An 18,102-nucleotide genomic window follows, 5' to 3' on the forward strand; every position below is an offset into this window, starting at 1 on the left:
GGCGACGGCGAGCAGCAGCACCGACAGCGCCAGCGCGGTGTAGAGGTTGGCCTCCATCGCCGTCATGATCGCCAGCGACAGCGTCTGCGTGCTGCCGCGCAGGTTGCCGGCGAACAGCATCGTCGCGCCGAACTCCGACAGCGCCCGCGCCCAGCAGAGCACGAGGCCGCTCAGCAGCGCGGGCAGGCTCAGCGGCAGCGTGATGTGCCGGAAGCCACGCCAGGGCGAGGCGCCGTCGATCGCCGCCGCCTGCTCCAGCGTCGCGTCCACGCCCTGGAAGCCGACCCGTGCGGCACGGATGTAGAAGGGGCTGCTGACGAACAGCTGCGCCGCGACCACCGCCTTGGCCGTGAAGGCGACGTCGAGGCCGGCGCCGGCCAGGGCGGGGCCCAGGACGCCGCGCCGGCCGAAGGCCATCAGCAGAGCGACGCCGGCCACCACCGGCGGCAGCACCATCGGCAGGTCGACCAGCGTGTCGACCAGCGCCTGGCCGGGGAAGCGGCGCCGTGCCAGCAGGTAGGCGAGCGGCGTGCCCAGCAGCAGCACGATCGCCACGGTCAGCAGGCTGGTGGTGAGGCTGAGGCGCAGGGCGTCGCGGATCGGCGGCTGCGCGAGGCTGCTCCACAACGCGCCCGATTGGGCCGCCCGCCAGGTGAGGGCGAGGAGCGGCACGGCCACGAACAGCACGAACACCGTCGCCGGCAACACCAGCAGATCGCCGGCGTTCAGCCGCGGTCCGCGAGCCTCAATGTCGGCCACGCGCGGCCTCGTGCGCGTGCGGATCCGTTCGGCATTCAACATCGGCTCATAGTCCGTAGGTTCCTTGAATCGCTTGCGGTCATGACTGCCCCGTGTCCGCGTCGGTGATGAAGTTCCACTTTTTCAGCACGGCCTGGCCGGGCGCCGACCGTACGTAGGCGATGAACGCCCGCGCCGCGGCGCCGTTCCCCGCGCCCTTCACCACGGCGATCGGATAGGTGGCGATGATGTTGAACTGGTCCGGAATCACGATGCTCTGCACGTCTTTCGCGGCGTCGGGCGTGACGTCGGTGGTGTACGTGATCCCCGCGTCCGCTTCGCCAAGCTGGACTTTGCTGACCACGGCGCGCACGTTGGCTTCCTGTGACTTGAGGTTGGCAAGCACCTTCTGGTCGAAACCGGCGCCGAAGCTGGGATCCTGCGCCATTTTCTGTAGTGCCTGGCGGGCGTAGTTGCCGATCGGCACGCTCGGGTCGGTCAAGACAAAGGCAATGCCCGGCTTCGCCAGGTCCTGCAACGATTGAATCTTCGCCGGGTTCGCCTTCGGAAAGATAACGGCCAGCTTGTTCTTGACGAATAGCTGGTCCGGCCCGTCGATCACGCCGGCCTGTTTTGCCTTGTCCATGTTCGGCTGGTCGGCGGAGGCGAAGATATCGGCCTTCGCGCCCTGGGCGAGTTGCGTCTGCAGCGTGCTCGATGCGCCGTAGCTGAACGTCACCTTCACGCCCGTGCTTTGCTGAAAGCCCTGGCCGATCTCGTTGAAGGCTTCGGTCAACGAGGCGGCGGCGAACACGGTGAGCGAACCGCCCAGGTTCAGTGCCGGCGTCACCGTGGCGTGTGCGGCGGCGGGCGGCGTCGCCGGAAGGGCCGCTTGCACCGGCGGCGGACTCGGCGTCGCCGTGGCCACGCCTGCCGCCGACGGCGACCCCGCCCGCGTGGCGACCGTGGCGATCGCGGAAGCGATCTGCGCCGGCGTGGAGGCTGATTTGCTGTTGTTGCTCGATCTGCAGGCGCCGGGGAACAGCAAGGAGAACACGATCAGGGCAAGCGCGCGTTTCACAGACCATACTCCGGGCGAGACTCAGCCGGCCAGGCGATCGCGCTCGGCGGCGAGCCAGGCAACCGTGGCGCGTGCAGCGGTGGCCTTCGATTCGCGCACCAGCCGCTCAAAACCTTCCGGCGCCGCTTCCGCCGCCAGCCGATCCGCCCGCTGCAGGTATGACCGGCTCTCGGCGAGCTGCGCGTCGAGCAGGCGCGCGGCAAGGGCGCTGCCAATCGCGCGGCAGAAGTACAGCTTCACCATCAGGTCCGCGCGCACTTCGCGCAGGCGGGCCACCGGCTCTTCCAACCAGTGCAACAGTTGCGCGTCCGCCTCGGGCGTGAGGTGATAGACCGTGCGCGGCGGCCGCAGGCCCACCGTCTCGCGCTGCCCGTCGATCAGCCCCTGCTCGTGCAACTCCTTGAGCAGGGCGTAGACCGTGCTCATGTCCATCGGCAGCACGAGTCCCAAATCGAGGTCGGCGGCGAAGCGGCGGGAGATCTCGTAGCCGTGCATCGGGCGCTCGCGCAGCACGCCGAGAATGGCGTATTCCCCGGCGGAAAGCCCCGCCTTAAGCTTGGACATGGCGCATCCCGATTGCAGAGTACTCGCCTTGCGAGTATGCGAATTGCGAACACTCACGTCAAGGGCAGGAGCAGGGTTATGGAGCTCAGCGCACGCAATCAACTGCCGGGCACGGTCAAGGCGATCAAGCTGGGCGAGGTGATGGCCGAAGTAATCGTGGACGTCGGCGGTCACGATGTTGTCTCGGCGATCACGCGCAGCAGCGTGGAGCGGCTGGCGCTGAAGGCCGGCGACGCGGTGACCGTGGTGATCAAGTCCACGGAAGTGATGCTCGCGAAGTAACCCGGGAGGCACCCGATGCCCGAACGCGTGTCGAGATGTCGCACCGTGAAGTAGGCGCAGCGCACCACTGTCCGCGCTGAGCCGCCGCTGCCGTCCGCGCGGGAGTTGGCCCGCCAGCGCGCTCGGCGCCGGCCGGAAGACCAGGGAGCAGACTGAGATGTATGTCTCGCGGCTGTCCTTCTACACCCGCCCCGGCCAGACCGACGCGGTGACGCAACGGCTGGGCCGGTTGGCGCAACTGGTCGAGGCGTCCGGCCGCGCCCGCCCGCGCGTGCTGCGCATGTCGATGGCCTCGCCGGGCGCTCCGGACTTGCAGTTCGAGGAGCAGTTCAACACGCTGGCCGAGCTCGAAGCCAGCATGCAAAGCGTGATATCGGCGTCGGACTTCGAAGAGTGGAGCCGCAGCACGAGCGAACTGCTGCTGCAGCCGCCCAAGCGCGAGATCCTGACGGTCGAGTAGGTGGCGGCCTCGTCTGTTGCCGGCCGGCGTGACAGTCGCCGTTTTTGCCTGGCACGGCGCTACGCGCCGATGCGCACCACGGCGCGGCCCGTCACGCCGCCGCGCAGGATCACCGGTACGACCTCGGGCACCTGTTCCAGCGTGATCTCGTGGGCGATGCTGTCGCTCAGCCCCTTCGGCTTCAGATCGCCGGCCAGTCGCTGCCAGAGTGGCTCGCGTACGGCCATCGGGCACATCACCGACTCGATGCCCAGCAGACTGACCCCGCGCAGGATGAAGGGGAAGACCGTCGTGCTGAGCGCGGTGCCGCCAGTCAGGCCAGAGCTTGCAACGGAACCGCCGTATTTCGTCGTCCGCACCAGGTAGGCGAGGGTGTCCCCGCCAACTGGGTCCACGCCCGCGGCCCAGCGCTCCTTCTCCAGCGGCCGGTTGCTCTGCGCCGAGACTTCTTCACGCGTCAAGATTTCGCCGGCGCCGAGACCGCGCAGGAAGCCGTGCTCGGACGACTTGCCCGTGCTTGCCGCGACCTCGTAGCCGCGCCCGGCCAGCATGCTGACGGCCGTGCTGCCCACGCCGCCGGTCGCGCCGGTCACCAGTACCGGCCCGTTGCCCGGGCGCAGGCCGTTCTCTTCCAGCCGCTGCACGGAGAGCCCCGCGGTAAAGCCGGCTGTGCCCAGCGCCATTGCCTCGCGCAATGAGAGGCCGGCGGGCAGCTTGACAACCCAGCCGGCCGGCACTCGCGCGTACTCGGCGAAGCCGCCCGGGTGCGATACGCCCTGGTCGAAGCCCGTGACCACGACCTCGTCGCCGGCCTTGAAGCGGCCGTTCATGGAGTCGGTCACCGTGCCGGCCAGGTCAACGCCGGGCACCATCGGGTAGCCGCGAATAATGCGCCCGTCCGCGGTGCAGGCGAGGCCATCCTTGTAGTTCACCGTGGAGTACGCGACGCGGATCGTGACGTCGCCGGCCGGAAGCTGGTCGAAGGGCAGCTCGCGCACGCCGACGGAAAACACACCGTCCTGCTTGTCGACCACGAGCGCCCGGTAGGTCTGCGGCATCGCCTTTCCCTTCAAGCACGCCCGCCGGTGGCTTCGCGGCGGCAGGTCGCTCTGTTGGCACTGCCCCAGTATGTGCGCCGGTTTGCGCGAGGGGGAAGTAGCCGATCGGGAGCGTGCGCGGACGATCGACGGTCTCACCGGCCACGCCGCGCGCATGCAAACGCCCCGGCGGCACGAACCGGGGCGTTTGCCAGAAGGGGAACCAGGATGTCAGATTGGGGCGGGGTCGAACCAGAGAGGCGGCGCCCCGGCCCCGCCAGCCGGGGCGCCGCAGCAGGAGTAGTTAGCACCGTCCTGGCGCGATCAGGTCGACCTGTTCTGCGCCGCTGAACTCCGGCACCGTGCCGGTGGTGTACGCCGTGCACGGGCCAACTGAGAACCAGACAACGTTTCCGGCCTGGGCGCATTCCGCGATGCTGCTGTCCAGGTCGATGATGTACAGCCCCCGGTTTGCGTCGTACGACGCCTGGCCGCAGATACTGCCGTTCACGTGTGCGATCACGGTGGTGGCGTCATAGGCCCCGTGATCGTCCACCTGGACGAAGCCGTACAGGCGACCTGCCGGCGGCAGCGATTGCGCGCTGGCCGCGGGGAGAGCGAAGGCGATAGCCGGCAACAGGCTCGCCGTCAGCGCTGCCGCGCCGGCAACAAGCAGGACTCGGAAAGGACGCATCGGCTGGCGGACTCCTGGTGTGATGTCGGCGCCCCGCGGATGAACGCTAGATCGTACAATCCCGCAGCGCCCCGGCTCGTTCTACCCCGTCCGGCCCGTTACGTCTGCAAACGGCGCCGTGTCCGCCTCTGCCGCGCCCTCCGTTCCCGGCGCCGGCCGCCGGCGCCGCTCTCCATCTCCGAGTTTGCGACACGATCCTTTAGGAACGCTTAGAAGGCGAAAAACTCGTTCTGGCACGCGACAGCGCCACTCGGCACAGGTCAGTACAGGATGGACGGAAAGTAGCAACCGGCAGGCTCTTGATAGGCGCCGATGGTCATCAGCGTGCAGGGCTTCACCACGCGCATCCCCGCCGCCAGCGCCCAGCGGAAGAAGGAGGCCTGCCGGATCGGCAGCAGCAACGCCGGCTGTTCCGGTGCGAAGGCCGCTGCATCTGAGATCAGCGCCTGCATCGCTTCGTCGGATTCGGCAACTCCGTGGCCGCGCATCGAAAGCCCGGAGCTGTACGCGACGATGCGGCCCCCGCGCACGGCCACCGCCGGCGCGAAGCGCCCCAGACCGTCGCGCAGCTCGCCCGTGCGCGGGAAACCATGCACACGCTCACAGAGCGCGCCGCAGGTGTCCAGATCCGCCTCGGTCATCGGCCGCACTTCGATGTCCGCGGTTGGCTCAGCCTTCGGCGTGCCGGACACGAGCACCAGCGGCTCGCGCGCCTCGAACCCCAGCGAGGCGTACAGCGGCATTGAGGTCGTGTTGAAAGCGTCCTGCACCAGCCGCACGCCCGCGGCACCGGCCGTGTGCTCAAGCAAGGCCCGCATCAGCGCCTTGCCCACGCCGCCGGCCTGCGCCCGCGGATCGACGGAGACCGGGCCGACGCCGACGATCGGGTCGCGCTCATGCGCGTAGGCGGAGCCGAGCAGATGGCCTTCCGCTTCGGCCACCACGCCATAGCACTGCTCGTGCGCAATGCTGAAGCGCGCCGAGCGCACTGCGGACTCCGGCGTGGGGAAATCCGTGGGGAAGTTGTGCTGCTCGGCGATGCCTTTGAAGGCGGCGTAGATGATGCGGCCCGCCTCATCAACATCGGCGGCGGTCGCTTCGCGGATCTTCATGATTTCCTCTCAGCTTTTGAGCTGCGAATGGAACGTTTCGCCAACGGGAGGTCGGGCGCATGGATAGCGGCGACAGTCTCAAAAGGCGCACTCACCGATCGCGGCGTTCCAGCGCGACGAGCGGAAGCTGGCGGCTGGTCCGCGCCTGGTGCTCCAGCAGGAACGGGTAGGCCGCACTCATCCTCGTCCACGTCTGCGCACGCTCTTCGCCAGCAAGCACCCGCGCACGCCCGGCGAAGCGCTCGCTGCCCACCTCAACCGTGACATCGGGATACTTCAGGAGATTGCGATACCAGGCGGGATCGTGCGGTGCGCCGAGGTTGGACGCGGAGACGACCAGGCGCCCGTCGTCCGCGAAGTAGCGCAGCGGCGTCGTGCGCTGCAGGCCGCTCTTGGCGCCGGTCGCGGTCAGCAAGAGCAGCAGCCTGCCCGCCATTGCGCCGCCAACAACGCCCCCGTTCGCGCGGAACTCGTCGACCACCCTCCGGTTGACCTCGTGCTGGCACGTCACGCCGCTTCACGCTCCGGAGTCTTGCGGGCCGACGGCGGCCCGGGTCGGAGCAGAGCGCAGCCCCGCGCTTGCGCCGCTCCGCCGCACGCCGCACAGTGTACAACGCCGCGGCGCCAGCTCACGGCGGCCGCCGGAGGGAGAGTGCGATGGATCAGTCTGCCCGCTTCGAGGCCGGCCTGGAGACGCGGCGCGCGGTGCTTGGCTCCGACTATGTCGACCGCGCGCTGGCCAACGCCGACGAGTTCACGCAGCCGTTTCAAGAGTTCGTGACCACGCAGGCGTGGAACGACATCTGGAACCGGCCGGGCCTGGACCGAAGAACGCGCAGTATTGTCAACCTCGCCACGCTCACGGCGCTCGGCCGCTCTCAGGAGCTGGCCACACATGTGCGCGGCGCCCTGACCAACGGCGTCACGCCGGAGGAGATCCGCGAGGTCTTCTTCCAGCTCGCCGGCTACGCGGGCTTCCCCGCCGCGGTGGAAGCCTTTCGCGCCGCGCAGCCGATCGTCGCCGAGTGGCGCTCCAAACACCCCACCCCCTGACGCCCTCTCTCCAGTTCCTGGAGAGAGGGCGTCAGGGGGTGGGGCCGAGCGCCTCGATCTCGGCGTCGGTCAGGCCGGCTTCGCGCAGGACCTCTTCGGTATGCTGTCCGCGCTGCGGCGCCGGCGAGCGGATCGCACCCGGCGTCTCCGACAACTTCACCGAGACGCCGACCTGCTTCACGGTGCCGAACTCTGGGTGCGGCACGTCTACAAGCATCTGCCGCGCCGCGATCTGCGGGTCGCGTTCTAGCTCGTCCAGCTCGTACACGGGCGCGACGCAAACATCCTTGTCTTGTAGGGCGGCAAACCATTCGTCGCGCGTCTTCATCGCGATCGCTGCGCGCAGCACCGCGCGGACCTCTTCGCGGCGTGCGGTGTCGCCCTGCGTGCCCGCGAGGTCCGGGCGGCCCACCGCCGTCATCAGGTTGTCGTAGAACCACGGCTCGTTGGCGCCGAGGGAGAGATACTGACCGTCCTTGCAGCGGTACAGCCCGTAGTATGGCAGTGCCCCCGTCAGGCGATGGACCCCGCGCCGCACGAACTCGCCGGTGCCGTAGGACTCGCTCAGCGCCGCCGCGAGCAACGTCAAAATGCCTTCGGTCATGCTGATGTCCACGTACTGCCCGCGGCCCGTGCGCTCACGCGCCCACAGCGCCGTCAGGATGCCGATCACCGCATGCATGCCGCCGCCGGCGTAGTCGCCCAGCAGGTTCGCCGGAAAGTAGGGCGGGCCGTCGGCGGGGCCGGTGATGCTCAGCGCCCCGGCCATCGCGGCGTAGTTGATGTCGTGCCCGACGAGCAGCCGGTACGGCCCTTGCTGGCCGTAGCCGCTGATCGAGCAGTAGACCAGGCGCGGATTGCGCGCCGCCAGCGTCTCGAAATCCACGCCCAGCCGCTTGACCACGCCGGGGCGGTAGCCCTCGATCACCACATCGGCGCGATCCGCGAGCCGGTAGAAGGCCGCTAGTGCTTCCGGCGCCTTGAGGTTCAGCGCCACGCTGCGCTTGTTGCGGTCGAGTGCCCTGAAGGCCGCGAGGCGACGTTCGCGCTGCTCGCGTTGCGGATCGGCTTCGCGCTCACGCTCCATCACGGCGCGGCGGCCGCCTCCGGGCTCTTCGATGCGAATCACGTCGGCGCCCAGGTCGGCGAGAATCATCGTGCAGTGCGGACCGGGCGCCAGCCGGGTGAGGTCGAGCACGCGGATGTTGTCGAGCGGCAGCACAAAGTACCTCGAACATCGATAGAATCGGGGCGTTCGGCCCCGCCGAATTGTAGCGTGCCCCGCGCGGCGCCGCGGTTATGCTCGCGCCGCCTTGACGCGTGGCCGCAACGCTCCCTACGATCGGCCAACCATCAGCAGGTTCCGGCGAAACGCCCGATGGTTGTGGAGGAACCGAAAGAGTTCCCTGTGCAAGCTTTGAATCTCGGCGCGCCCGGCAAAGACTGCGGCACTGCCATCGCCCGCGTGGCCTCGTTGACCGCCGTGACGAATGCGTTCGCCTGGCTCGACCGGCACCCTGCCGCCTGCGAGCGCGAGACCGCGGCGATCGCCGAGATCCCGGCGCCGACCTTCGGCGAAGAGCGCCGCGCCGCCTATGTCGCACAGCGGCTGCAGGAGCTGGGCGCCGAGCAGGTGCACGGTTTCGGGCTGGGCAACGTCGCCGGCCGCTTCGGCCCGACCACGGGCGAGGGCATCGCGCTGCTTGCGCACCTCGATACAGTCTTCACCGAAGCCGTAGATCACCGCGTCTCGCGGCGCGGCGGCCGCCTCTACGGCCCCGGCGTGGGAGACAATTCGGCCGGCGTGGCGGGCACGATCACGGCGCTGGCGGCGGCGCAGGCCGCGGGGCTGCGCTTCGAGCGTCCGGTGTGGGTTGTGGGTAACGTCGGCGAAGAGGGCCTGGGCGACCTGCGCGGCTCGCGCGACACGATGGAGCACTTCGCGGGCCGGCTGAGCGCCGTACTCGCGATCGAGGGCACGATGCTTGGCCGCCTGGGGCATGTGGCGGTGGGCAGCCGCCGGCTGAAGGTCCGCTTCCACGCTGAGGGCGGGCATAGCTGGCTCGACTTCGGCAAGGCCAGCGCCGTGCACGCGGCGGTGCAGGCGGCGGCCGAGATCGCGCGGCTGAAGGTGCCAACCGAGCCGCGCACCACCTTCAACATCGGCCGCATCAGCGGCGGCGACGGCGTCAACGTGGTGGCGCCATCGGCCGAGCTGCTGCTGGACATGCGCTCGGTCGGCGTGGCGGCGCTTGCCGATCTCTCGGATCGGGTCGAAGAGATCCTGCGGCGCGCGGCTGGTCCCGAGATCACAGTCGAGATCGAAGAGGTGGGCCAGCGGCCGGCGGGTTCGATCCCGCGCACACATCCGTTGATGCAGCTCTGCGCCGCCGTGCTTCTGCGCGTGGGGGTGCGCCCGGAACCCACTGCCGGCAGCACCGACGCCAACATTCCGCTCAGCCAGGGTATACCGGCGCTGGCGCTGGGCGTCACGCGCGGCGCCGGCATCCACAGCGCCAGCGAGTGGATCGAGATCGCGCCGATGCGGCAGGGCGTGCAGCAGCTCGTGCTCGTCTGCGCGGCGCTGGCGGGAGTGGCCGAATGACGAGCGCGGACGAGCCGGTGCTCTACGAGCAGGACGGCGCGATCGTCACGATCACGCTCAACCGCCCGGAGAAGATGAACAACTTCGGCGGCGGCCTCTTCCAGGCGCTGGGCGAAGCCTACCGCCGCTTCCGCGACGACGATGCGGCGAGCGTCGCGATCCTCACGGGCGCGGGCAAGGCGTTTTGCGCCGGCGGCGACCTGACCGAGATGGCCCGCCGAGCGAGCGCAGCCGCGCCGCAGGAGCCGCAGAGTCCGGAGCAGCGGCGCCGCGGTTACTTCCAGAACCGCCGCGTGACCTATCTGACCGACATCTACAAGCCGATCATCGGCGCGATCAACGGCTACTGCTTCGCCGGCGGGCTGGAGATCGCGCTGACCTGCCATTTCCGCATCGGCGCGGCCAGCTCCGAGTACGGCGTGCTCAACCGCCGCTTTTCCGTACCGCTGATCGACGGCGGCACGTATCGCCTGCCGCTCGTCGTTGGCCTGGGCAACGCGCTGTACCTGATCCAGACCGGCCGCCGCATCGACGCCGCCGAGGCGCTGCGCATGGGCCTGATCCAGGAGCTTGTGCTCGACGCCGAGCTACTGCCGCGGGCGCGCGAGCTGGCGCAGATCATGGCGGCCGTGCCGCAGGCGGGCCTGCGCGGCGACACCGAGGCCGTGCTGCGCGGCCTGGGCAAGACGCCGGACGATGCGCTGCCGCAGGAGATGATCATCGGCAGCACCGTGCTGCAGTCGGACGATTTCCGCCGCGGCCCCGCCCGCTTCGCCGCCAAGACCTACGACAAGACAACGGGCTGAGACCGCGACCAGAAGCGCCTACTCGGACCGCACGCCCCCGACCCGTCGCACACTGAGCACCACTTCGCGTCCGTCCACATTCTGCGTGTCGCTGAAGGCGCCGGGCTCCGGCTCGCCCTCGCGCAGGACGAGCGCCAGCAGCTCCGACTTCGCGTAGTCGGCGTATTGTTCCATGACGCGGCGCACCTCGGCGTCGCCTCGATACGTCACGGAGATGCGGTCGGCGATCTCGAAGCCGCCGTCGCGACGCATCGTCTGCAAGCGGTGCACCAGCTCCCGCGCCAGTCCCTCGTCGGCCAGCTCCGGGGTGATCGTCGTGTCCAGCGCGGCGGTGTAGCCGGCCTCCTGCGCCACGGTGTAGCCGGGCGGCTCCGAGGCCGTGACCAGCACCTCATCCGGCTCCAGCGTGAAACCGTCCAGCACGACGGGCGCATCGTTGGCCACCGATTCCGCCACGTCGGCCGGGTTCGCCGCGGCCAGCGCGTTGCGGATCAGGCCGATCGCCTTGCCGTACTTCGGCCCGAGCTTCGGCAGGTTCGGCCGCAGCTGGTAACTCAACAGGCCATCGCGGTGGCTGAGCACCCGCAGCGAGCGCACGTTCAGCTCCTCCAGCAGCGTCGGCGCCAGCCGCGCCAGCGCCTCGGACTCGCCCGGCACGCGCGTTTGCACGGCCAGTTCGGCCAGCGGCTGCCGCACCTTCACCCGAGCTTTTGCCCGCGCCGCGCGGCCCAGACTTGCGAGGCGCATCACCAGCCGCACCTCGCGGCTGAGTGACTCGTCGATCAGCTCGCGACGCACGGCGGGCCAGTCAGAGAGATGCACACTCTCCGGCGCCCCGGCGTCGACGCCGCGCACAAGGTTCTGCCAGAGCTCGTCGGCGACGAACGGCGCCAGCGGCGCCGTCAGCTGCGCCACGGTGACCAGGCACGTGTACAGCGTGCTGTACGCCGCGAGCTTGTCCTGGTCCGATTCGCTCTTCCAGAAGCGGCGGCGGCTGCGACGTACGTACCAGTTGGACAGATCTTCGACAAACTCCTGGACAGCGCGGCCGGCCTCCGTCGGGTTGTAGAGGTCAAATTCCTTTGTCACCCGCTCGACGGTCAGGTTGAGCTCGGACAGCACCCAGCGATCGAGCTCCGATCGCTCCCCTCTGCCCGCACCGGGCGTCCAGCCGTCGAGGTTCGCGTACGTCACGAAGAAGCTGTAGGTGTTCCAGAGCGTCAGCAGGAAGCGGCGCACGCTCTCGCCCACCTGCTCCGTGCTGAAGCGGCGCGGCTGGCCCATCGGCGAAGCCGTGTAAAGATACCAGCGCGTCGCGTCGGCGCCGTAGCGGTCCAGCGGCTCCCACGGATCCACGACATTGCCGCGCGACTTGCTCATCTTCTCGCCACGTCCGTCGAGGACGTGGCCCAGGCAGATCACGTTGCGGTAGGAGATCCCCTCCGGCACGGCCTCGACCGCGTTGAGCAGCGTCGCCTCGGCGTGCAGCGTGTAGAACCAGCCGCGCGTCTGGTCGATCGCCTCGCAGATGAAGTCTGCCGGGTAGCGCTGCTTGAACAGGTCCTTGTTCTCGAACGGATAGTGCCACTGCGCGTAGGGCATGGCGCCCGAGTCGTACCAGGCGTCGAGCACTTCGGGCACACGGCGCATCTGGCCGCCGCAGTTGTCGCAGCGCAGCAGCACGGTGTCCACGTAGGGCCGGTGCAGCTCCGGCAGCCCATCCACGACCACCGGATCGACGGCGCGCTCCCGCAGCTCGGCCACTGAGCCGATGCAGTCGGCCGCGTCGCAGTCCGGCGACTCGCAGCGCCAGACGGGCATCGGCGTGCCCCAGTAGCGCTCGCGCGAGACCGACCAGTCGATGTTGTTCTCCAGCCAGTCGCCGAAGCGGCCGCGCTTGATGTAGTCGGGATACCAGTTGATCCGCTCGTTGTTGGCGAGCAGGCTGTCTTTCCAGCGCGTGGTGCGGATGTACCACGAGGTGCGGGCGTAGTAGAGCAGCGGCGTGTCGCAGCGCCAGCAGAACGGGTACGTGTGGCGAATCGTCCCGCTCTTCCAGAGCAGGCCGCGCTCGCGCAAGTCCGCTGTGATCACCGGGTCCGCCTGCTTGACGAAGTGGCCATCCCAGGGCTGGCCGGGAGAGATCATGTTGCCGCGCGCATCCACCGGCTGCACGAACAGCAGCTTGCGGCGCTTGCCCATCTCCAGGTCGTCGGCGCCGAAGGCCGGGGCGATGTGCACCACGCCGGTGCCTTCTTCCATCGAGACAAAATCGGCGGCCTGCACGCGGCGCTCAGGGCCGCTTTCGCCCGCGGGGATCGGCGCCACGTGGCCCTCGTCATCGAAGGTCATCGCCGGCACGCCCCAGTCGCGCGGCTCGTACAGCGGCACGTAGGCCAGGCCGACGAGGGCGCTGCCGAGGAAGGTGCCCAGCACTAGCGCCTCGTGCTCCGCGCCGACCGCGTGCTCGACCAGCGGCTGGGCCAGGATCAGTCGCTCGCGGTCGGCCGGCGCGCCGGCGGCGTCCGACGGCGAGCTGGCAGGGCCGGCGACTTCGATGAGCGCGTATGTCGCGTTCGGATCGACGGCCAGCGCCGTGTTGCCGGGCAACGTCCAGGGCGTGGTCGTCCAGGCGAGCACGAAGGTCGGCACGCCGTCTCCGAGGCGCAGCATGGGCGAGGCACCGTGCTGCTGTTCGAGCCGGAACTTGATGTACACGCTCGGATCGGGCACGTCGTCCTGGTAGCCCAGCGAAAGCTCGTGCGAGGAGAGGCCGGTGCCGCAGCGCGGGCAGTACGGCGCGGAGCGGTAGTCCTGGAAGACGAGCCCGCCGTCCCACAACGACTTCATGATCCACCAGCCGCTCTCGATGTACGAGTCGGCATACGTCACGTAGGCGTCGGACATGTCCACCCAGAAGCCGATGCGCTCGGTCATCCGCTCCCAGTCCTGGATGTAGGCGAAGACCGACTCCTTGCACTTCTTGTTGAACGCCTCGACGCCGTAGGCCTCGATGTCGGGCTTGGAACGCAGGCCGAGGGCGCGCTCGACCTCCAGCTCCACGGGCAGGCCGTGTGTGTCCCAGCCGCCCTTGCGCGGCACGCGCTTGCCGCGCATCGTCTGGTAGCGCGGGATCGCGTCCTTGAACGCCCGCGCCAGCACGTGGTGGATGCCGGGCTTGCCGTTCGCCGTCGGCGGTCCCTCGTAGAAGACAAACAGGTCCTTCTCCGGCCGCTGCTCCACGCTCTTGCGGAAGATCTCGTTCGCCTTCCAGAAGGCGGCGATGCGCGTCTCCAGCGCCGGGAAGTCGACTTTGCTGGAGACCGGCTGGAAGGCCGGCTTGCTCATGGTCATCGCGTACCTCCGCTCGGGCCCTGGACAACGGTCCGTGCCGCGTCCCCTGCCGCGCCCAACGCGCTCCTGACTGCCCAATACAAAAGGGCCCGCCCCTGCGATGAGGGACGGGCCGAACATGGCAACCCGCGGTACCACCCTGCTTGCCGCGCTCGAAAGCGCGACCGCTCTGCCGGAGCACGCGCCGGCTGCCGCCCGCGGATGCTCCTGCCCCTGGTAACGGTGGGCGCTCCGCCCGGGTCTACTCGCACCGTCTCAGGCACTTTCGGCCGGAAGCTCGGGAGGGATCTTCGGCAGGGGGCGCGGCGTCCGCTTGCACCGAACCGGACTCGCTGGGCCGGCCGGCCCCGCCTACTCGTCTCCGTCGTCGCCGTATCTATCCGATTGCCTTGAGTGTAGGAAGCGCTCGCTAGCACTGTCAATCGCGCGGCCGACAGATCGCGCGGCTCCGGCCGCCCGCGGGCGTAGCCCGTCGGCGGAAGAGACGCTACGATGCCTCAAGATGCATGCGGAGTACGTGGATGGTCGGCACAACCACCGAATCGGCGAGCGGCACCGGGCAGCCCTGGAGCGAGGCCGAGATCACCCGCCTGTTGGCCACGCCGGCGCGCCTGGCGCAGGGCTGGGTGCCCGGCCCGCCGCCAAACAAGCCGGTCATTTCGCTCTACGCCGGTGTGCCGGATGCGCCGACTTTCCCCGTCGCGGAGATCGGCGAGGCCGTGCGCACCGTGCTGCAACGCGAGCCGGCGCCGGCGCTCGAATACCTGCTCGGCACGCCGCAGGGGGTCGTCGAGCTGCGGCAGATGGTCGTGGACGTGATGGAGCCGGAGCCGGGTCTTGCGCTCGGCGCCCAGAACGTCGTGATCACCAGCGGCAGCGCCCACGCCTTCGCCTGCGTCTGCCAGACCTTCCTCGACCCCGGTGACTACTGCGTAATCGAGGCTCCGACCTACGCGGGCGCCATCCGCGCGGCCAAGGGCTCCGCCGCACGCTTCGCCGCCGTGCCGATGGACGAACAGGGCATGCGCGTTGACCGGCTCGACGAGACGCTGGATCGGCTCGAACGCGAGGGCACGCCGGCGAAGCTGATCTACATCATCCCCGTCTTTCACAACCCGGCCGGAACCACCATGCCGCTCGAACGGCGGCGGCAGCTGATCGAGGTCGCCTCGCGCCACCGCGTGCTGATCGTGGAAGACGACGCCTACGGTGAGCTGCGCTACCGCGGCGAGCCGGTGCCCTCGCTGCTTTCGCTTTCCGGCGGCGAGGGCGTGATCCGCATGGGCACGGTCAGCAAGACGATCGCGCCGGGACTGCGCGTGGGCTGGATCAAGGGCCCGAAGCCGCTGATCGACGGCCTCGTGCGCATGCGCTTCGACAACGGCACCAGTCCGTTTGCCCAGCGCACCGTGCGCGCCTATGTGGAAGCGGGCCACTTCCGGCCGCACGTGGCCGTGGTGCGCGATGTCTACAAGCGCAAGTTCGAGGCGATGGACGCCGCGCTGGGCGAGCACCTGAGCCGCCTCTGCAGCTGGACCGATCCCGACGGGGGCTTTTTCATCTGGGTGAAGCTGCCCGACGGTCTCAGCGATCTGGCGCTGCAGCCGTTCGCCTGGGACGAGGGGGTGAGCTACTTCCCTGGCAGCGCCTTCTACATGAACGACGACGAGCACGGCCACATCCGCCTCGCCTTCAGCGCCGTGCGCCCGCAGGAGATCGGTGAGGCGGTGGCGCGTCTCGGCCGCGCGATCACGCGCGCCGCGGCCGGCGCCCGCTGACGTTGGCTGCGCTGGCCGCCGTCGGCCCGGTCGGGGAGCTGCTCCTGCTGCCCGATGGTGGCGGTGCGCCCATCACCCTCGCCCATCCGGAGGTGCAGTCACCGCTTGTTCGGCCCGCTCCCTTCGCCTATAGCTGGCCGACCTGGACAGCGGACGGTGCGGCGCTCCTCGTCGCCACGATCGAAGCCGAGGCGGGTGGCCAGCCGCCGGCCCAACTGCTGCGCATCGAAACGCGCGGCGAAGCCGTCGCCTCGTTGTTCCGCAGTCCCGAGGGCGGGGGTATGCTGGGGCCTCGCATGCCCTATTATGTCAACCCGTCTCCGGACGCACGCCACGTTGCGCTGCTCGCGCCCACGCCGATGGTCGGCCTCACGTTGCTGTTCCTCGACGCCGAAGGGCGTGGTCCGGCGCAGGGCGTGGCACGGGGGGCGCCGCTGTTCAGCGCCTGGTCGCCGCGCTCGGACGCGTTGCTGCTGCACGTCGGCGGCGAGATCTCGTTGCTGGAGCTGGCGACGGCGCCGGCCACGCAAACCTTCGCCAGCAATCACACCGGCTACCGCGTGCCGGCCTGGTCGGCGGACGGCGAGTCGTTCGCCGTGTGCGCCGCGGACGGCCCGCGTTTCGCCTTGCAGCGCTTCGACCGTGCCGGCAAGAAGCTCGAGGCCCTGGCCGAGTCCGCAAGCACCGCGGCGTTCACCTGGTCGCCCGACGGCGCGTATATCGCTCTGGCGCAACTGCTCAACGCCGATCCGCCGCGCTACACCGGCCTGCGGCTGGTCGGCCTGGACGGCGCCGCCGAACGCCGCGCCCGCTGCGGCGAGTGCCTCGCCTTCGTCTGGTCGCCGTCCGGCGAACGATTGGCGGTGCTGCTGCCGACACCGCGTGACGGCCACGTCGCCTGGCTGGTGATCGATCGGGACGGCGAGCCTGTGCGGCGCTTCCCCGCGTTCGAGCCGTCGCCGGAGTTCAGTATGGCGATCGCCTTCTTCGACCAGTACGCTTTGTCGCATCGGTTGTGGTCGGCAGACGGCACGCGCCTGCTCGCCTGCGGCCGCATGCAGCTCAACGGCACGCCGCCGGAACTGCTGGGACCGACGATCTACGTCCACGACCTGCGCGACGGCGCCACGCGCTCGGTCGCGTCCGGAGTGATCGCCTTCTGGTCGCCGCGGCCGGACGCGAGCGCCCAACCGAAGAGCGAAACATGATCTGCGCCTGGTGTATGCACTGCGGCCCCTACGACGAGGACTACGTGTTCGATGCCGAGCGCTACTGCGGCATCTGCGCCCGCCAAATGCCGCGCGGGCGCGACGGCTGGCTCGCCGCCTTCGACGCGCTCACACCCGAAATGCTTGCCACGGTTGAGCAGGAGTTGAACAAGATCGGCTGGAGCAAATCGGGCCTGCAGCCGGAGATCATCGCGGGCATCGGCGAGGCGATCGACGCCTTCGCGCGGCTACGGCTGAGCGAGGGGCGAGACGCCGCCGGGCACGAGCCGGAGTACTTCGCGCGCTGGCTGGACTTCGCCTGCACTTACTACCCACCGGGCATCGGCCTGCGGGCGCCGCCATAAGGCACGATCCCCGATCAGCGGTTATGCAGAGGGGCGAGCGAGTGTCGAAACGAACAGCTTCAGCCGAAGGGTCCGAAACGACGCCGGAGGAGCAGATCCTGCGGGCGGCGCGACTGCTGCACCGGGCCCGCTACGCCATCGCCCTCACCGGCGCGGGGCTGTCGAAGGAGAGCGGCATCCCCACGTTTCGCGGCGAGGGCGGCCTCTGGACGCGCGACGGCGAGCCGCCGATGAACGGCTATCAGATCTTCCTGCGCGACCCGGCCGACCACTGGCGCCGCCGCATCGATCCGGGCGCCTCCTCCAACGAGCTGGGCGAAGCGATCGAGCGGGCGCAGCCGAACCCCGGCCACGTCGCCTTTGCCGAGCTGGAACGGCTGGGCTACCTGCGCGCCGTCGTCACGCAGAACATCGACAACCTGCACCGCCTCGCCGGCTCCGAGCGGCTGCTTGAGATCCACGGTAACCGGACATTGCTGCGCTGCATCGGTTGCGAAGCTCGCTACCGCCCGGACCAGGTGCCCACGGACGAGTTGCCGCCACGCTGCGACCGCTGCGGCGGCATCATCAAGTCGGACACGGTCATGTTCGGTGAGCCGATTCCCCGCTCCGTGCTGGAGCGTTGCTTCGACGCCGCCGAGCGGGCGGACCTCTGCCTCGTGGCGGGCACCTCGGCGCTGGTGACGCCGGCCGCCGATCTGCCCGTGACCGTCTGGCGCTCCGGCGGCGCGCTGATCGAGGTGAACACGGACGAAACGGCGCTCACGCCCTACTGCGCCGCCGTGCTGAGCGGACCCTCCGGCGAGCTGCTGCCGCGACTGGTGGAGGCCGTCAACGAACTGGAGCGGCGCGAGCCGCAGACGCGCGGCAGCGGCCTGGAGCGCCATGGCTGAGCGTGCGTTCGGAGCCGCGCCCGGCGCGTGATACACTCGCAGCGAGGCGAGGCGCCGCCAGCCGGCGCCGCC

At 69.6% G+C, this 18,102-nt stretch carries 18 protein-coding genes; 9 read left to right on the forward strand and 9 right to left on the reverse strand.

Going from position 1 to position 18,102, the window contains the following annotated elements; all coding sequences use genetic code 11:
* The 3 genes from VKV26_04035 to VKV26_04045 all read right to left on the reverse strand — a co-directional run.
* Positions 1-759 (reverse strand): ABC transporter permease (locus tag VKV26_04035; GenBank protein ID HLZ69060.1); only part of this gene is annotated, 759 nt, incomplete at its 3' end.
* A gap of 79 nt (positions 760-838) precedes the next feature.
* Positions 839-1,819 carry a molybdate ABC transporter substrate-binding protein gene (gene modA / locus VKV26_04040; protein ID HLZ69061.1) on the reverse strand — a complete coding sequence of 327 codons (981 nt, stop codon included), beginning with the start codon at positions 1,817-1,819 and terminating at the stop codon, positions 839-841.
* A 21-nt stretch (positions 1,820-1,840) separates the two neighbouring features.
* Complete coding sequence (locus tag VKV26_04045; protein ID HLZ69062.1) at positions 1,841-2,383, reverse strand: PadR family transcriptional regulator; 543 nt, start codon at positions 2,381-2,383, stop codon at positions 1,841-1,843.
* 78 nt (positions 2,384-2,461) lie between these two features.
* Between VKV26_04045 and VKV26_04050 the strand changes: the two genes are divergently transcribed.
* Positions 2,462-2,665, forward strand: coding sequence for a TOBE domain-containing protein (locus VKV26_04050; protein HLZ69063.1), 204 nt, complete (start codon positions 2,462-2,464; stop codon positions 2,663-2,665).
* A gap of 157 nt (positions 2,666-2,822) precedes the next feature.
* Positions 2,823-3,125 (forward strand): hypothetical protein, encoded by a 303-nt coding sequence (locus tag VKV26_04055; protein HLZ69064.1) that lies wholly within the window; start codon positions 2,823-2,825, stop codon positions 3,123-3,125.
* Positions 3,126-3,184: 59 nt separating this feature from the next.
* Here VKV26_04055 and VKV26_04060 read toward each other — a convergent pair whose 3' ends face one another.
* The 4 genes from VKV26_04060 to VKV26_04075 form a co-directional block, all read right to left on the reverse strand.
* Complete coding sequence (locus VKV26_04060; protein HLZ69065.1) at positions 3,185-4,183, reverse strand: oxidoreductase; 999 nt, start codon at positions 4,181-4,183, stop codon at positions 3,185-3,187.
* A 283-nt stretch (positions 4,184-4,466) separates the two neighbouring features.
* Entirely contained in the window at positions 4,467-4,856 is a 390-nt protein-coding gene (locus VKV26_04065; GenBank protein HLZ69066.1) for a hypothetical protein, read from the reverse strand.
* Positions 4,857-5,116: 260 nt separating this feature from the next.
* A complete protein-coding gene (locus VKV26_04070; GenBank protein HLZ69067.1) occupies positions 5,117-5,968 on the reverse strand; it encodes a GNAT family N-acetyltransferase in 852 nt (283 codons plus the stop codon).
* 91 nt (positions 5,969-6,059) lie between these two features.
* Entirely contained in the window at positions 6,060-6,449 is a 390-nt protein-coding gene (locus tag VKV26_04075; GenBank protein HLZ69068.1) for a nitroreductase/quinone reductase family protein, read from the reverse strand.
* Positions 6,450-6,625: 176 nt separating this feature from the next.
* Here VKV26_04075 and VKV26_04080 point away from each other — a divergent pair, with 176 nt between their 5' ends.
* On the forward strand, positions 6,626-7,021 hold the full coding sequence (locus tag VKV26_04080) for a carboxymuconolactone decarboxylase family protein (protein HLZ69069.1): 396 nt from the start codon (positions 6,626-6,628) through the stop codon (positions 7,019-7,021).
* A gap of 31 nt (positions 7,022-7,052) precedes the next feature.
* On the opposite strand, the gene VKV26_04085 is transcribed toward VKV26_04080, so the two are convergent.
* On the reverse strand, positions 7,053-8,243 hold the full coding sequence (locus tag VKV26_04085; protein ID HLZ69070.1) for a CaiB/BaiF CoA-transferase family protein: 1,191 nt from the start codon (positions 8,241-8,243) through the stop codon (positions 7,053-7,055).
* Positions 8,244-8,429: 186 nt separating this feature from the next.
* Between VKV26_04085 and VKV26_04090 the strand changes: the two genes are divergently transcribed.
* Together VKV26_04090 and VKV26_04095 are read left to right on the forward strand one after the other, a co-directional pair.
* The gene (locus VKV26_04090) at positions 8,430-9,626 is read left to right on the forward strand and encodes a M20/M25/M40 family metallo-hydrolase (GenBank protein HLZ69071.1); all 1,197 of its coding nucleotides are present in this window, start codon (positions 8,430-8,432) and stop codon (positions 9,624-9,626) included.
* Complete coding sequence (locus tag VKV26_04095; protein HLZ69072.1) at positions 9,623-10,432, forward strand: enoyl-CoA hydratase-related protein; 810 nt, start codon at positions 9,623-9,625, stop codon at positions 10,430-10,432. Before VKV26_04090 ends, VKV26_04095 begins: the two co-directional genes overlap by 4 nt.
* Positions 10,433-10,450: 18 nt before the next feature.
* Here VKV26_04095 and ileS read toward each other — a convergent pair whose 3' ends face one another.
* The gene (gene ileS / locus VKV26_04100; GenBank protein ID HLZ69073.1) at positions 10,451-13,786 is read right to left on the reverse strand and encodes an isoleucine--tRNA ligase; all 3,336 of its coding nucleotides are present in this window, start codon (positions 13,784-13,786) and stop codon (positions 10,451-10,453) included.
* 521 nt (positions 13,787-14,307) lie between these two features.
* Here ileS and VKV26_04105 point away from each other — a divergent pair.
* From VKV26_04105 to VKV26_04120, 4 genes are read left to right on the forward strand one after another with little or no spacing between them, the layout of a single operon-like run.
* Positions 14,308-15,564 carry a PLP-dependent aminotransferase family protein gene (locus VKV26_04105; GenBank protein ID HLZ69074.1) on the forward strand — a complete coding sequence of 419 codons (1,257 nt, stop codon included), beginning with the start codon at positions 14,308-14,310 and terminating at the stop codon, positions 15,562-15,564.
* A gap of 2 nt (positions 15,565-15,566) precedes the next feature.
* Entirely contained in the window at positions 15,567-16,772 is a 1,206-nt protein-coding gene (locus VKV26_04110; protein HLZ69075.1) for a hypothetical protein, read from the forward strand.
* The gene (locus VKV26_04115; GenBank protein ID HLZ69076.1) at positions 16,769-17,137 is read left to right on the forward strand and encodes a hypothetical protein; all 369 of its coding nucleotides are present in this window, start codon (positions 16,769-16,771) and stop codon (positions 17,135-17,137) included. Before VKV26_04110 ends, VKV26_04115 begins: the two co-directional genes overlap by 4 nt.
* A 41-nt stretch (positions 17,138-17,178) precedes the next feature.
* Positions 17,179-18,030 carry a Sir2 family NAD-dependent protein deacetylase gene (locus VKV26_04120; GenBank protein HLZ69077.1) on the forward strand — a complete coding sequence of 284 codons (852 nt, stop codon included), beginning with the start codon at positions 17,179-17,181 and terminating at the stop codon, positions 18,028-18,030.
* Positions 18,031-18,102 lie beyond the last annotated feature (72 nt).

Source organism: Dehalococcoidia bacterium (assembly GCA_035310145.1).
Classification (GTDB): domain Bacteria; phylum Chloroflexota; class Dehalococcoidia; order CAUJGQ01; family CAUJGQ01; genus CALFMN01.